The organism is Rhodococcus maanshanensis NBRC 100610, assembly GCF_001894865.1.
Taxonomy (GTDB): Bacteria; Actinomycetota; Actinomycetes; order Mycobacteriales; family Mycobacteriaceae; genus Rhodococcus_G; species Rhodococcus_G maanshanensis.
In genome coordinates, this window is sequence record NZ_BCXA01000016.1 from 83461 (window position 1) to 97958 (window position 14498).

The following is a 14498-nucleotide window of genomic DNA, read 5'->3' on the forward strand; positions in this document are numbered from 1 at the left end:
GATGTGACCTACGACATAGTCGGTGGTGCGGGGTGGCCGTAACTGTCCAAGCTCCGGACACCCCGACCGCGGGTGGCTAGAGCGCGTGGTCCTTGGTCTCGACCAGGGCCTTGGTGCAGAAGAAGCTCAGCACCGACAGTCCGGCCAGCATGAGCCCGATCGCGAAGCTGCCATAGGTGGAGGCGAGCGGCGCGGCGATCAGCGGCGGGATCGCGCCACCGAGCACGCCTGCCAGGTTGTAGCCCAGTCCGGCGCCGGTGTAGCGGTACTGCGTCTGGAACATCTCGGGCAGCAGCGCACCGCAGGGGCCGTAGGCGATTCCGAAGATGGCGAGCGTGCCGAACATGCCGAGCACGAACGCGACGGGCGACCCGGTGTCGAGGATCGGGAACAGGGCCAGCGCCCAGACCAGCGCGGCGACGCAGGACGCCATGATCACCTTGCGGCGACCGATCCGGTCCGAGTAGAGCGCGGAGACGATGATCGCGATACCGAAGACGACCGCGGAGGCGATGCCGACCATCAGTACGAACGGCCTGGAGAAGCCGAGCGTCTTGGTTCCGTAGCTGGTGAGGAAGGCCGTGCCGAGGTAGAAGAAGGCGAACAGGGTGGCCAGTGCGCCCGCCGAGAGCAGGATCTCCTTGCGCTGGTAGCGCCAGGCGTCGAGGAACGGCAGGGTTCGGGGCGCCGCGTCCGGCCCGTCGAGTGCGCGCTGCGCCTGGTTGGCGCGGAACACCGGGGTCTCCTCGATGGCGAGGCGCATGTACAGGCCGATGCCGACCAGGACGATGGAGAACAGGAACGGCACCCGCCAACCCCAGTTGAGGAAGGTCTCGTTCGAGTCGCCGAGTACGGCCCCGGTGATGAGGAAGGTGCTGCTGGAGAGGATGAAGGCGATGGCGGGGCCGAGCTGCGGGAACATCGCGTACAGGCCGCGTTTGCCCGGCGGTGCGTACTCGGCGGTCAACAGCGTCGCGCCCGCCCATTCGCCGCCGACCGCGAAGCCCTGCCCGAAGCGGAGCAGCACGAGGATCAGCGGGGCCGCGACACCGATCGTGGAGGCGCTGGGCAGCAGACCGATGAGCAGGGTCGAGATGCCCATCAGGAGCAGCGTCGAGATCAGGGTCTTCTTGCGGCCGATCCGGTCACCGTAGTGGCCGAACAGCATCGCGCCGACGGGCCGGGCGATGAACGCGACGGCAAAGGTCGCGAACGAGGCGACCGTCCCTGCCGTCGATCCCAGCGCCGGGAAGAACACCTTCGGGAACACCAGCGCAGCGGCCGTCCCGTAGATGAAGAAGTCGTAGAACTCGATGGTGGTGCCGATGCAACTCGCGACGGCAACCCGGCGCACGCTGGTGCGCGGGGGCGCGGCGATCACCGTTCCTTCTACTGGCGACACTGTCGTCATGTGGTCCTCTTCTCGAGCCAAGAGCGACGCCCGGTCGGGCGTCACTGACTGCGAGGAAAGGTAGTGACGTGGCTCACGTGACGACTACCCCCGAAAGGGGGGTGGCGTGAGCCACGTCACCGCGGGGCTACTGCTCGGATGCGCTCCGGATCTCGCGGCGCAGCTCGGACCAGACCACGGCATAGGAGTCGGAGAACGAATCCCCCGACTTCACCCGGTCGAGGGAATCCGCGAGCAGCTCCTGGTACCGCGCCAGGCGGGGGACGTACGCGGAGACGTCGTCGAACACGTCCGACGCGCGACGGTCGAGGTCCACGATCGCATCGACATCGTCCTCGGTGAGCTCCGCGAACTCCTCGTCGAGCGGCTCGAAGCGCTCGACGACCTCCGCGAACAGGTCCTCGTCGATGGAGACGCGCTCGGCGTCGAGCTGATCCTCGAGCTCGGCCACCCCCGCGTCGGTGAGCGAGACCCCGGCGTCACCGGAATCGGAGGCGCGGCCCGCCGCGATCAGCGCGTCGAGCGCGGCCTGCGCCGAGGACTCGGTGACCCCGAGCTGCACGGCCAGCACCGGCGCCGACACCGAACCCTTCAGCCGCACCGACTGCAACAGAGCCAGCTCATCGACATTGCCTGCAAAGGCCATTTGTGTTTCTCCTTGGTGCCCGAAACCGGGCGTCGTCACCGCCCCGAAGGTCAGGGGCGAGCTACATCCTTTTGGATGACCGTCACCTGCGTCAACAGCTAGGTCAAGCCGTCGAGAAAACCGCCGACCTCCATGGTGAACACGGCATTGTCGTCCCCCGCGACCATGTGCCCCGCGGCCGAGACGTTGACGGCGGTGGCGTGCGGGATCAGCCCGAGCAGCTCCTCGACCCCGTCCGTGCTGACGATGTCCGACTTGCCGCCGTGCACCAGCAGGGTCGGCACCTCGACGCCCCGCGCCGCCGCGACCATCCGGCCGTGGTGGTCGGAGGTGATGATGTCGCCCATTCCCCCCGGCTGGGCGAATGCCGGATCCCAGTGCCAGTACAGGCGACCGTTCGACCGTTCCCGGACGTTCCGGCGCAGCCCCTCGATGTTCGACGGCCTGCTGCGGTGCTGCTGGTATGCGGCCACCGCGTCGGCGACCTCGTCGAGACTGGCGAATCCGTCCGGGTTGCCCTGCATGAAATCGGCGATCCGTTTGACGCCCTCGGGCTCCACCTTCGGCGTGATGTCGACCAGGACGAGGCCGCGCATCAGCCCGGGGTTCTCACCCTCCGCGATCAGCCCGGTCATCCCGCCGAGGGAGGCCCCGAACAGCACCGGAATCTCACCGAGCTGGTCGATGACCCCGCGCAGGTCATCGACCAGGCCGTCGACCTGGTAGTCGCCGTCCGGCGCCCAGTCGCTGTCCCCGTGACCGCGCGCGTCCAGGGTGTAGACGGTCCAGCCGTCGCGCGACAGGGTCGCCGCGGCCCGATTCCAGGAGTGCCGGGTCTGGCCGCCGCCGTGCAGCATCAGGACCGCACCGCGGCCGGCCAGCCCGTCGTCCGATGTCCAGCGGTCGGCGGCGATGGCCCCCGCTCCCCCGCGGAACTCAATCGTTTCATTCACGCCCCACACCATAGGAAGCGCTCGCCACCGCCATGTGGGCGGTGCCGGTGGACGTGCCGATTTCAGCGCACGGGTTCAGACAACCCGGCGAGCTCGCGCTTGAGGATCTTGCCGGTGGCGGTCATCGGCAGGACGGTGGCGAACTCGATCGAGCGGGGGTACTTGTAGCTCGCCATCTGCTCCTTGCACCAGGCGATCAGTTCGTCCTCGGTGATCTGCGCGTTCGGCTCTAGGATGACGAACGCCTTGATCTCCTCGCCGTGGCTCTCGTGCGGCACGCCGATGACGGCGACGAGCGAGACGGCCTCATGGGTGAGCAGGACCTCCTCGATCTCGCGCGGGTAGACGTTGAACCCGCCACGCACGATGAGGTCCTTCGCCCGGTCGACGATGTAGTAGAAGCCGTCGGTGTCGCGGCGAGCGAGGTCGCCCGTCCGGAACCATCCGTCGTGCATCACCTCGGCGGTGGCCTCGGGGCGATCGAGGTAGCCCGCCATGATGTTGTGCCCCCGCAGCGCGAGCTCCCCCACCTCGTCCGCGCCCGGCACGGTGTTCCAGTTCTCGTCGACCAACCGCGCCTCGACGCCCCAGACCGGCACGCCGATCGAACCGGGGCGCGGGTCCCGCTCGGGGTCGCTGAAGAGGGCCAGCGGGGAGGACTCGGACAGCCCGTACCCCTCGAGGATCTGCACCCCGAACCGCTCGGCGAAGCGGGTCAGGATCTCCACCGGCAGCGCCGCGCCCCCGGAGATGGCCCGCCGCATGGTGCCTGCGATCCGGCCGACGTCGATGGCGCCGGCGGTGCCGGCCATGTTCGCTGCGTCCAGGGCACCGAGCAGGGCCCAGTACATGGTCGGAACTCCTGCGAACACGGTGATGGCCTCGTCGAGCATCAGCCGCAGCGCGGCCTTGGCCTCGAATCGGGGCAGCAGGACCAGGGTGGCGCCGACCGAGAGACCCGCGTTCATGACGACGGTCTGCCCGAAGGAGTGGAACAGCGGCAGGGTGACCAGATAGTTGTCGTGCCGGATCGGGTTGCTGTCGAACAGGCGGTTCGCCGTCGCCGCGTTCATCACCATGTTGGAGTGGGTGAGTTCGGCGCCCTTGGGCTTACCGGTGGTCCCGCTGGTGTACAGGATCACCGCGGCGTCACCCGCCTCGCGGACCACCGACTCCGCCTCCGTCGACATGCCCTCCAGCGCGGCGGTCAGGGTGGTGACGCCGTCGACCGGCGCCACGTCGCCCGGGTCCGAGGTGATCAGGAACATCTCCCGGCACGCGTCCGTCGCATCGAAGCCCGCGCGACCGAACTCGCCCATCGGGAGCTCGGCGCCGCCCTCGAAGCAGAAGTACGCCTTGGCTCCCGAATCCGCCAGATGGTAGGCGATTTCGCGGCCCTTGAGCATCACGTTCAGCGGCACGACCACCGCACCGGCCTTGAGGATCCCGTAGTAGACGATCGGGAACTGCGGCAGGTTCGGGCAGGAGAGCGCCACCCGATCTCCCGGCTGAATGCCCCGCGACGTCAACAGGTTCGCCACCTGGTTCGCACGGGCGTCGAGCTGCCCATAGGTCAGCCGCTCCCCGCCGAGGGCCAGGGCCGCCCGGTCGGGGTACCGGCGGGCGGAGTCTTCCAGGAGCATGGACAGGTTCAGCACGCTGAACTCACTTTCGATTGTCGTCGTGACGGTGGTCGGTTCCTACGGCCTATGCGAGCGGCGCGTCGGTGGCCGCGCGCACGGACTCCTCGCTCACGCCGGGTGCGCACTCGCGCAACACCAGACCCGCCTCGGTGACGTCGAGGACGGCGAGGTTGGTGATGATCCGGTGCACCACACCCTGACCCGTGAGTGGCAGGGTGCACTCGCGCACGATCTTCGATGCCCCTGACCGGTCTGTGTGTTCCATCAGCACGAGGACCCTGCGGGCGCCGTGGACGAGGTCCATAGCCCCACCCATGCCCTTGACCATCGCGCCGGGCACCATCCAGTTCGCCAGGTCACCGGTCTCGGACACCTGCATCCCGCCGAGTACCGCGGTGTCGATGTGCCCACCCCGGATCATCCCGAACGAGAGCGCGGAATCGAAGAACGAGGCACCTGGCGTCACGGTCACTGTTTCCTTGCCCGCGTTGATCAGATCCGCGTCCACACCGTCCTCGTCCGGGTACGCGCCGGTACCGAGAATCCCGTTCTCGCTGTGCAGGACCACCTCGAGCCCCGCCGGGAGGTGGTTCGGGATCAGCGTCGGCAGCCCGATACCGAGGTTGACGTACTCGCCGGCCGAGAGTTCGGCGGCGGCCCTGGCCGCCATCTGCTCGCGGGTCCAGCCGACCACTGTCAATGTCGAGGTCATAGGGGTAGGTCCTTCCGCGCGGTCACCGTACGCTTCTCGATCTGCTTGTCCTGCACGCCCGTTGCGACGATGCGGTCGACGAAGATCCCCGGCAGATGCACCTGCGCCGGATCCAGCACACCGGGGCGCACCAGGGTCTCCACCTGTGCGATGCACACCCGGCCCGCCATCGCGGCGAGCGGGTTGAAGTTGCGTGCCGCCATGTTGAACACCAGGTTCCCCTCGGTGTCCCCGACCGCCGCGTGCACCAAAGCGAAGTCGGTGGTGATCGATTCCTCGAGCACGTACCGCTTGCCCGCATACTCGCGGACCTCTTTGGGAGGGGATGCCAGGGCAACCGATCCGTCACCGTCGTAGCGCCACGGCAGCCCACCCTCCGACACCGGGGTGCCGACCCCAGCGGGTGTGAAGAACGCCGGGATACCGGCACCACCGGCGCGGAGTCGCTCGGCCAGCGTGCCCTGCGGCGACAACTCGACCTCCAACTCACCGGCCAGGTACTGCCGGGCGAACTCCTTGTTCTCCCCGACGTACGACGCGATGACCCGGCGAATTCTCTTCTGTTCCAAGAGCAGACCGAGCCCGTGACCGTCGGTTCCGCAGTTGTTCGAGGCAACCTCCAGATCGGTCGCCGACCCGTGCGCGATCGCCGCGATCAACGCATCGGGGATCCCGCACAGACCGAATCCACCCACGGCCAAGGAGGCACCACTGCCGATGTCGGCAACCGCCTCCTCAGCCGAGACGAACACCCGGGTCACGACGCGACCTGCTTCGCCCGCGTCAGCTCGAGCAGGAGTTCCTCCGCCTGCGGCCAATACCCGTAGCCGGCAGCGGGGTTGAGATGTCCGACGTCGCCGAGGTCGACCAGTCGACTCCCCCAGGTCTCTGCCATGCCCGCGATCCGCCGGTGGCTCCCGAGCGGGTCATTGCTGCTGGCCGCGACGATGCTGGGGAACGGAAGCCGGCCCCGAGGGATGGGGTTCCAGCCATTTCGCTCGAGGTCCTCGATCACCGGGTAGCCCTCGGGCAGCGGCTGCTCCAGGTCGGCGGGGGTGGCCAGCAGGGCGCCCTGGATCGGACGGGTCGGCCGCTGCGCCCAGTGCACCGTGATCATGCAGCCCGCGCTGTGGGCGACCAGCACCACCGGTCCGTCGATCTCGCCGAGCACGGCGTCGAGCGCCGCGACGCGCGCCGTCAGGCTGAGCTTGTCGTGTTCGAGCGGCGGCACCGTGCGCACCCGGTCGAGCTTGTCTGCGAGGAGGGTCTGCCAGTGGTCGGCGACGTGGTCGCGCAGACCGGGCACGATCACCACGGTCGGATCGGCGATGCTGTTCAAGTGGACTCCCGAAGCTGCTGTTTCACAATGAGATCGGGATCCGGATCGGATCCCTGTCGGGTCGGGACGCGGCACAAGCAGGTGCCGCGCCCCGACCCGTCGGGCGATCGTCGAGCCGCCGCTGCTGCGTCGGCTCGACGATCGGTGGGTGGCCGGCTCAGGCGTGCTGGGTGAAGCCGACCTGGCCGGGCTTGCGGTTCGGCGCGTAGCCGAGCCGGGCGAGGGTCTCGTCGGCGTCGGCGTAGGTCTCGCCGATCCGGTAGATGTCGCGTGCCTCCTTGGCGGTGGCGACCTCGCGGCCGAGCTCGCCTGCGACGCGCACCAGCTGGCGGACCTGCTCGGCGGAGGTGATCTTGACCTCGCCGCTCGGCGCCCACAGGTTGTCCTCGTTGCCGCAGCGCGGGTGCAGGCCCATCGCGATGGCCATCGCGTTCACCGGCAGCACGCTGCGCATCAGCGTCTCCAGCGTCAGGCAGGCGCCGTCCGGGACCCGGTTGATGAACTGCATCATGTTGTACGGGTTGGGGCCGTCGAAGCCGCCGCCGATCGCGACCCAGGTCAGGTTCAGGGGGCCGGTGTAGACGCCGCGACGGATCAACCGCTCCACGGTCTCGAGCTGCGGGATGGACGAGAGCTGGAAGTGCGGCTGGATGCCTGCGGCCTGCAGGCGACGCAGGTGCTCCTCGACCCACTCCGGGCCCGCGGGAACGGTCATCTCGCGGTACGTCGCGGACAGCTCGGCGTTCTCCAGGGAGGTGCCCTTGATGTCGCCAGGCGTCATCAGCTCCATGATGTTCATCTGGCTGGTGTTGATCGCGATGGTGACCTGGTCCGGCTTCGGATCCAGCTCGGCGAGCATGTGGCGCACGTCGTCGGAGAGCCACTTCGCATCCGCGCCGTCGCCCTCGGGGGCGAAGGAGATCGAGCCGCCGACCTGCAGGATCATCTCCGGCACGGCCTCGCGGAGGCGGCCGAGGAGCTCGTTGAACTTCGACAGGCGCTTGGAGCCCTTGCCGTCCTCCTCGCGGACGTGGATGTGGAGCACGGTGGCGCCTGCCTCGAAGCAGTCGACGGCCTGCTGGACGTGCTCGTCCATCGTCAGCGGCAGGTCCTCGGGGAAATCCTCGACCGCCCACTCCGGGCCGTACGGCGCAACGGTGATGACCAGCTTGTCCTGGTTCTCCGGGAACAGCGCGTCGTCGTGAAAGTGCATGTCGATCTCCTGTCGATTGGGCTGGAAAAGTCTGGGGTGGAAGAGAATTCGTCTGGATCAGAAGGGACGGTCGCCGACGATGCCCGCGCGTTCCATCTTTCGGACCGCGGGCCAGTAGTCCTGGACCGCGTAATGCTGCGTCGACCTGTTGTCCCAGATCGCCACGCTGTTGCGCGTCCACCGCCACCGCACCTGGTACTCGGGGATGGTGGCCTGGCTCTGCAGGTAGCGCAGCAGTTCCCCGGCGCCGGGCGCATAGTCGATGCCGCAGCGCACGTTCTCGGCGGTGTGGAAGTTCGTCAGGTGGGTGGTGAACGAGTTGACGAACAGGATCTTCTCCCCCGTCTCCGGGTGGGTGCGCACCACCGGATGCTCGGCGTCCGGGAAACGCTCCTTGAGCTCGAGCCGCTGCTCGATCGGCATCCGCGCCCCGAACGACGCCTCGATGCTGTGCCGCGCCCGCAGGCCCTCGATCTGCTCCTTGACCCGCTCGGGCAACTTCTCGTAGGCCAGCGCCATGTTCACCCACATGGTGTCGCCGCCCACCTCTGGCCCCTCGACGCATCGCAGCACGGATCCCATCGGCGGGTTCTCCCGCCACGTCGCATCGCAGTGAAAGGAGTTCTCGAACTGCTCGGGCGGGCTGTCGAGGTCCTTGTAGATCCGAACGAGGCCGGGGTGCTCCGGGTCGCTGCCGAGCACGGGGTGGTCCTCGAGCGAACCGAACCGCTCGGCGAGTGCCACGTGCTCGCCCCTGCTCATGTCCTGGTCCCGGAAGAACAGCACCTTGTACTGGAGCAGCAGCGACTTCAGTTCCGCGAAGCGCTGGTCGTCGCGCGCGACATCGGCGAGATCGACGCCGAGGACCTCCGCGCCGATGCTGCAGGTCAGCGGTCGTGCATCCATCGCAGGCATGGCGGTGCCTGCGGTTCGATCGGCCACGCGGTCGATGGTTGTGGTCATGACGCTCTCCCTTGCGAACGGGTGGTTCGGATTCAGACTGAGAAGACCGAGGAGCCGATGCTGATGCCGGACTCCAGGTCGCGATGGGCCTTCTCGGCGTCCTCGAGCCCGTAGCGCTGGTTGATCTCGATGGAGATGCGGCCGGCCGCGACATGACCGAACAGTTCGCCCGCGAGCTCAGCCCGCTCGGCCGGATCGGCGATGTAGTCGGCGAGCGCGGGCCTGGTCACGAACAGCGACCCCTTGACCGCGAGCTGCATGGCATCGATCGGCGGGATCGGGCCGGATGCGGTACCGAAGGCCACCAGCAGGCCCCGCCGGGCGAGCGAGTCGATCGAGGTCTGGAACGTGGACGCCCCGATGCTGTCGTAGACCACCGGCACGCCCGCCCCGCCGGTGAGCTCTCGTACCCGCTCGGCGACGTTCTCCCTCGTGTAGACGATGACCTCTCCGCACCCGTGAGCGCGCGCAACCGCCGCCTTCTCGTCGGTCGACACAGTGCCGATCACGTTGACGCCCAGCAGCTTCGCCCACTGGCAGAAGATCAGCCCGACGCCGCCCGCGGCCGCGTGCAGCAACACCGTGTCGCCTGCCTTGAGGGGATGGATCCGGCGGAGCAGGTACGAGGTGGTGAGGCCGCGCATGGTCATCGCGGCCGCGGTCTCGAACTCGATCGCGTCCGGAAGTGCGATGAGGTGTTCGGCGGGCATCACGCGCTCGGTGCTGTACGCACCGAGCGGGCTCCCGGTGTAGGTGACGCGGTCACCCTCCCGGAAGTCGGTGACACCGGCACCGACCGCCTCCACGACGCCCGCACCCTCAACACCCATACCCGCAGGCAGGGGCGCGGGGTACATGCCCGTGCGGAAGTAGGTGTCGGCGAAGTTCAGGCCGACCGCTCCGTGGCGGACCCGCACCTCACCCGGACCCGGGTCGCCGACCTCGACGGATTCCCATCGCAGGACCTCCGGGCCGCCGGTTTCGTAGAAGCGGATCGCCTTTGCCATTGCCTTCTCCTTGATCGTGGTTCCGCCCCTGGGCGGACATCTCGCTGCGCTGTCGGATGTGCCCTTCGCGGGGTCCGCCACCGAAAGCGATCGACGCATTCGGTGTGACTCAGATGACACAACGGTAGCCACGAGATCGCATTCACACTTATCCTCAGGGGACATATTTATTTCCTGTTCGGGACACCCAGCCGCGGGTACCGAGCGGGACACATGTGAAGGAAGGTGATGCGGATGACCAAGCCCCTCGCTCGATATGCCGCGCTGACCGGCTACGTCGAACTGAGCCGCACCCTTTCGCTCGATCCGGTGCAGCTGCTCAGGAGTGTCGGACTCGACCCCGCCGGGCTGGACCTGCAGGACCGCTGGGTGCCCGCATCCTCGGTCGCACGCCTCCTGGAACTGTCCGCGGCGACATCGGGGCGCCAGGACTTCGCACTGAAGCTGGCCGAGCGGCGGCGCCTGTCCACCCTCGGCCCGCTGAGCGTGAGCATCCGGGACGAGCCGGACGCCCGCAGCGCACTCCTGATGCTGATCCGCTACCAGCACACCTACAACGAGTCGCTGCACATCCGGCTGTCCGAGCGCGACGGCCTGGCCACGATCCGCATCAGCATCGATCCCGGCGACCCGGTCCCGGTCCGGCAGTCCGTCGAACTGGCGGTCGCGGTGACCCACCAGCTGCTGCGACACCTACTGGGCGAACGGTGGCATCCGGTATCCGTCAGCTTCGAACACGACCGCCCTACCGACGATGCGACGCACCGCCAGGTCTTCGACGCACCACTGCACTTCAACAGCGAGTACTCCGGAATCATCACCTACACAGGCGATCTGGACGAACCCAACAGGCTCTCCGACCCGCTGCTGCGGTCCTATGCGCAGCAACTCCTCGACACGCTCACCACACCGGAGGAACCCACGCTCACCAATCGCGTTCGCGAACTCGTCGAACTCCTGCTGCCGAGCGGACGCTGCTCGATCGAGCAGGTTGCCCGCAGCCTCGGCGTGGACCGCCGAACGGTGCATCGGCACCTCGCGAAGTCGGGCCAGACCTTCACCTCGGTCGTCGACTCCACCCGTGCCGAACTCGCGACACGCATGGTCGCGGGCAGGCGCTACTCGTTCACGGAGATCTCCGAACTGCTCGCCTTCTCGACACCGAGCAGCTTCTCCCGCTGGTTCCATCAGCAGTTCGGCATGAGCCCCCGAGAGTGGCGCAAGCAAACCGAGGGTTAGGTCGGTTTCGGTACACCGCACCCACCCCGGGGCACATGTCCCGAAATGCAAAGAATCCCGTCCCGCACAGGCAATTATTCGGCTCATGGGCGACGTAACGTGATGCAGGCCACTATCGGGCCGGGCCATAGCCCACATCACACCCGATTCGTTCTCCGTGAAACGAGCCGCCATGACCGCTGAGCCGATACCCACCCCCACGCTCGACCGCATGAAGCAGGCGGGAAGCTGGAATCCACTGTGGGACACCTTGTCCGAGTGGGATCCGGAGTGGACCGAGCAGTTCATGGCGATGAACGCCACGCCCGTGCGGCGTGGGGTGTTCACACCCGAGTTCGTCGAACTGCTGAGCATCGCCATCGATGCCGCCGCCACCCACATGTACGCGCCTGGAGTTCGCCGGCACATCCGGGCCGCGCTCGAGCTCGGCGTGTCCAGGGAGGAAATCCTCACTGTCCTCCAGATGGTCAGCGTCCTCGGAATCCACGCCTGCAATCTCGGCGTGCCGATCCTCGCGGAGGAACTCGACGCGTACGAGTCCCGACGCGCGGCACGCTGAGCGCCGGTCCCACCCCTTCCCCTCCAGCCGCACCCCCAGGAGCACTCATGGGACTGACATCCACCACCACCGAACTCGAGATCGCAGGCGTTGAACCGCTGAGTTCCCCGACGGCCGCCGGCCGCCGCACCTCGTACTACCCCTGGCTCGTCTTCGCCCTCACCTTCGCGTTGCTGTTGTCCGACTACATGTCCCGTCAGGTGCTCAGTGCGGTCTTTCCGTTCCTGAAGGCCGACTGGGCCCTGTCGGATTCCCAGCTCGCCTCGCTCACCAGCATCGTCGCGCTGATGGTCGGCCTGCTGACGCTCCCGCTCTCACTCCTGGCCGACCGATGGGGCCGGGTGAAGAGCCTGGTGCTGATGGCCACGCTGTGGAGCATCGCGACGCTCCTGTGCGCGATCGCATCCAACTACGAGCAGATGCTGGCCGCCCGCTTCCTCGTCGGCGTCGGCGAGGCCGCCTACGGGAGCGTCGGGATCGCCGTTGTGCTCGGTGTCTTCGCGCCCCGGGTTCATTCGACACTGAGCGGCGCCTTCATGGCCGGGGGTTCCTTCGGCTCCGTTGTCGGTGTCTCCCTCGGCGGCGTCATCGCCGTGCATCTGAGCTGGCGTTGGTCCTTCGCCGCGATGGCGGTACTCGGCCTCCTGCTCGTCGCCCTGTTCCGTGCCCTCGTCACCGAACGCCGGTTGGCAGAGCACGCCGCCGACCAGAACGTCGTGACGGTCGGGACCACCGGGAGCGCCATCCGGGTCCCGGTGTCGAGCCTGTTCACCAATCCCGCGGTGTGGTGCGCCTATCTGGGAGGCGGCCTACAGATGTTCACCGCCGCGGTCCTGCTCGCCTGGACGCCCAGCTTCTTCAACCGGTACTACGGCATGGCGCCCGACAAGGCGGGCGCGATCGCATCGGTGTTCGTGTTGCTCATCGGGACGGGCATGATCGTGTGCGGCATCATCACCGACCGGGTGAGCAGGAACAACCCGGCCGGAAAGTGGTCGAGCGCGATCGCCTTCTGCCTGATCTCGTTCCTCGCGCTCGGCCTTGGACTCCGCCTGGACACCGGAGCACCGCAACTCGTCCTGCTGGGAATCGGAGCCTTCTTCGCCGCGGGATCGTCGGGCCCCTCCGCGGCCATGGTGGCCAGCCTGACCCACCCGTCGGTGCGATCGTCCGCACTCGGCACCCTCACCGTCGCCAACAACGTGCTCGGCCTGGCGTTGGGCCCCTTCGTCATCGGTGTCCTCGCCGATCGCCTCGGCCTGCTCGAGGCCCTGCAGCTGTCGCCACTGGTGTACCTCCTCGCGATGGTCGCCCTCGTCGCGGGCAAGCGGCTCTACCCCGCGGGACTCAAGAAGCTCGCGGCACAGAGCGCCGCGGCGGCCTGACCGTCGCGAGTGGGGTTGGTTCACCGAACCAACCCCACTCGTGGCGTTCACACGTCAGTAGACGGTGTCGGCCTGGTCCTCGATCACCGATCCGTCAGCCCTGTGGACCGCCCCCTTGCCGCCGTCCGCGGCGGTGAAGGCCTTGGTCGAGCAGGGGTAGGGCTCCGCCGCGCGTTCCTTCGGATCGAGGAACATCGGATTGACCAGCCACCGCTCGTCACTGTTGTCGTAGGCGTTGCACATGAGCTCGGCGTTGTTGCGGTTGATCACCAGGCGCGCCCCGGTCGCGTCCCCGAGGAACGTCACGTCGGTGACGGAGTCGCCCGCCGCGAACACCTGGCGCCGGTCGGCGGGCAACTGATCGAACGCCGCGGGCCCGCTCACCCCGAACACGACCTCGTTGACCTGGCACCGCTTGCCGTCGATGTACGGGATCACCGAGTCCTCGCCGTCGCCCACACCGCCACAGCCGACGAGGTGCCTCGTCAGGACACCGTTCTCGACGACCGGGCGTACGCCCATCGCCCGTTCGGGCGCAAGGCCCAGCTCCTCCGCCCACACCCGCACCACGGGCTCCGCCGATGCGGAGATGATGCGAACATCGAAGCCGTTGGTACGCAGCACTTTCACGAGGTCGGCGATCTGCGGGTAGTACCTCACGTACCCGTCGACCTGGGTGGTTCCCACGGTCTGCTCGGCCCCCTCCTGCGCGGCGAGGTTCTCGGTTCTTGCCGCCCTGGCGTAGTCGGCCACCTCGTCGGGCGAATGCCCACCCATCAGCGCAACCGCCCAGGCGTACGCGGGTTTCGTCCGCCGATGGTCGTACCCGGCGAAGGCCGGCTTCCCCGACGTGGTCTCGTCGTCCAGCACGGCGACCATCTCGTCGGCGCAGTCGAGATCGGAACGGGTGGGCAGCGGGCCGCCGGGCGCCACCTCGGTGCCGCAGGCCGCCCCCAGCGCCGCGACCGCGTCCGGGGTCAGGAATCGGCTCGTCGTCGCCCAATCCGCGCCCTCGGGCTGAAGGATCTTGTCATTTTTGATCATCCAGTACGCGGTCGCGCTGCCGATGTCGTTCTTGACCACGGTGTTGTCCCAGTCGAACAACGCGAGCGGGGCACCGTTCGCGACATCACCGTCGACGCCACAGGTGCCCTTCTCCGCGATCATGCGGTCCAGCAGTTGCCGGTTCTCGCCGAACCATTCGAGCCCCGGGTCGAGAACGGCGCAGCTGCTGGTGTCGGGCGCGGCAGCGGCGGCGCCGTCACCGCCGGACGAGCAGGATGCGGTCAGCGCGATCACGCCGGACAGGGCACACGCCCAGGCGGCGCGCGTACGGAACGACTTCACCAGGAATCCTCTTTCTCGAGTGGTGCGGGCGCGCGGGAGCACGCCGGCACATGAATCACGTGGAAACACAGTGGCGACGAA

At 67.9% G+C, this 14498-nt stretch carries 14 protein-coding genes; 3 read left to right on the forward strand and 11 right to left on the reverse strand.

The features are described 5' to 3' along the window. Nucleotides 1-76 precede the first annotated feature (76 nt). The 10 genes from RM1_RS08710 to RM1_RS08755 all read right to left on the reverse strand — a co-directional run bounded on the left by RM1_RS08710 (nucleotide 77) and on the right by RM1_RS08755 (nucleotide 9887). Entirely contained in the window at nucleotides 77-1411 is a 1335-nt protein-coding gene (locus tag RM1_RS08710; protein WP_072750929.1) for an MFS transporter, read from the reverse strand. Nucleotides 1412-1538: 127 nt separating this feature from the next. Beyond that, nucleotides 1539-2057 (reverse strand): winged helix DNA-binding protein, encoded by a 519-nt coding sequence (locus RM1_RS08715; protein ID WP_072750930.1) that lies wholly within the window; start codon nucleotides 2055-2057, stop codon nucleotides 1539-1541. 98 nt (nucleotides 2058-2155) lie between these two features. Beyond that, nucleotides 2156-3010, reverse strand: a complete 855-nt coding sequence (locus tag RM1_RS08720) for an alpha/beta fold hydrolase (protein ID WP_245816159.1) — start codon at nucleotides 3008-3010, stop codon at nucleotides 2156-2158. 62 nt (nucleotides 3011-3072) lie between these two features. Continuing rightward, nucleotides 3073-4668 carry a long-chain-fatty-acid--CoA ligase gene (locus RM1_RS08725; RefSeq protein WP_072750932.1) on the reverse strand — a complete coding sequence of 532 codons (1596 nt, stop codon included), beginning with the start codon at nucleotides 4666-4668 and terminating at the stop codon, nucleotides 3073-3075. Nucleotides 4669-4717: 49 nt separating this feature from the next. Then, nucleotides 4718-5365, reverse strand: a complete 648-nt coding sequence (locus tag RM1_RS08730) for a 3-oxoacid CoA-transferase subunit B (RefSeq protein ID WP_072750933.1) — start codon at nucleotides 5363-5365, stop codon at nucleotides 4718-4720. Further along, nucleotides 5362-6126 (reverse strand): CoA transferase subunit A, encoded by a 765-nt coding sequence (locus RM1_RS08735; RefSeq protein WP_072750934.1) that lies wholly within the window; start codon nucleotides 6124-6126, stop codon nucleotides 5362-5364. The genes RM1_RS08730 and RM1_RS08735 overlap by 4 nt, the downstream gene beginning before the upstream one ends. Then, nucleotides 6123-6704, reverse strand: a complete 582-nt coding sequence (locus tag RM1_RS08740; protein WP_072750935.1) for an RBBP9/YdeN family alpha/beta hydrolase — start codon at nucleotides 6702-6704, stop codon at nucleotides 6123-6125. Before RM1_RS08740 ends, RM1_RS08735 begins: the two co-directional genes overlap by 4 nt. A gap of 157 nt (nucleotides 6705-6861) precedes the next feature. Next, nucleotides 6862-7917, reverse strand: a complete 1056-nt coding sequence (locus RM1_RS08745; protein ID WP_072750936.1) for a beta-keto acid cleavage family enzyme — start codon at nucleotides 7915-7917, stop codon at nucleotides 6862-6864. A gap of 57 nt (nucleotides 7918-7974) precedes the next feature. Then, complete coding sequence (locus RM1_RS08750; RefSeq protein WP_092667753.1) at nucleotides 7975-8823, reverse strand: TauD/TfdA dioxygenase family protein; 849 nt, start codon at nucleotides 8821-8823, stop codon at nucleotides 7975-7977. A gap of 89 nt (nucleotides 8824-8912) precedes the next feature. Further along, complete coding sequence (locus tag RM1_RS08755) at nucleotides 8913-9887, reverse strand: quinone oxidoreductase family protein (protein ID WP_072750938.1); 975 nt, start codon at nucleotides 9885-9887, stop codon at nucleotides 8913-8915. Between the two features lie 234 nt (nucleotides 9888-10121). Between RM1_RS08755 and RM1_RS08760 the strand changes: the two genes are divergently transcribed. From RM1_RS08760 to RM1_RS08770, 3 genes are all read left to right on the forward strand, one after another. After that, entirely contained in the window at nucleotides 10122-11126 is a 1005-nt protein-coding gene (locus RM1_RS08760; RefSeq protein WP_072750996.1) for an AraC family transcriptional regulator, read from the forward strand. A 172-nt stretch (nucleotides 11127-11298) separates the two neighbouring features. Next, nucleotides 11299-11685 carry a carboxymuconolactone decarboxylase family protein gene (locus tag RM1_RS08765; RefSeq protein WP_072750939.1) on the forward strand — a complete coding sequence of 129 codons (387 nt, stop codon included), beginning with the start codon at nucleotides 11299-11301 and terminating at the stop codon, nucleotides 11683-11685. A gap of 47 nt (nucleotides 11686-11732) precedes the next feature. Then, nucleotides 11733-13070, forward strand: coding sequence for an MFS transporter (locus RM1_RS08770; RefSeq protein WP_072750940.1), 1338 nt, complete (start codon nucleotides 11733-11735; stop codon nucleotides 13068-13070). 54 nt (nucleotides 13071-13124) lie between these two features. Here RM1_RS08770 and RM1_RS08775 read toward each other — a convergent pair whose 3' ends face one another. Continuing rightward, entirely contained in the window at nucleotides 13125-14420 is a 1296-nt protein-coding gene (locus tag RM1_RS08775) for a haloacid dehalogenase-like hydrolase (RefSeq protein ID WP_092667752.1), read from the reverse strand. Nucleotides 14421-14498 lie beyond the last annotated feature (78 nt).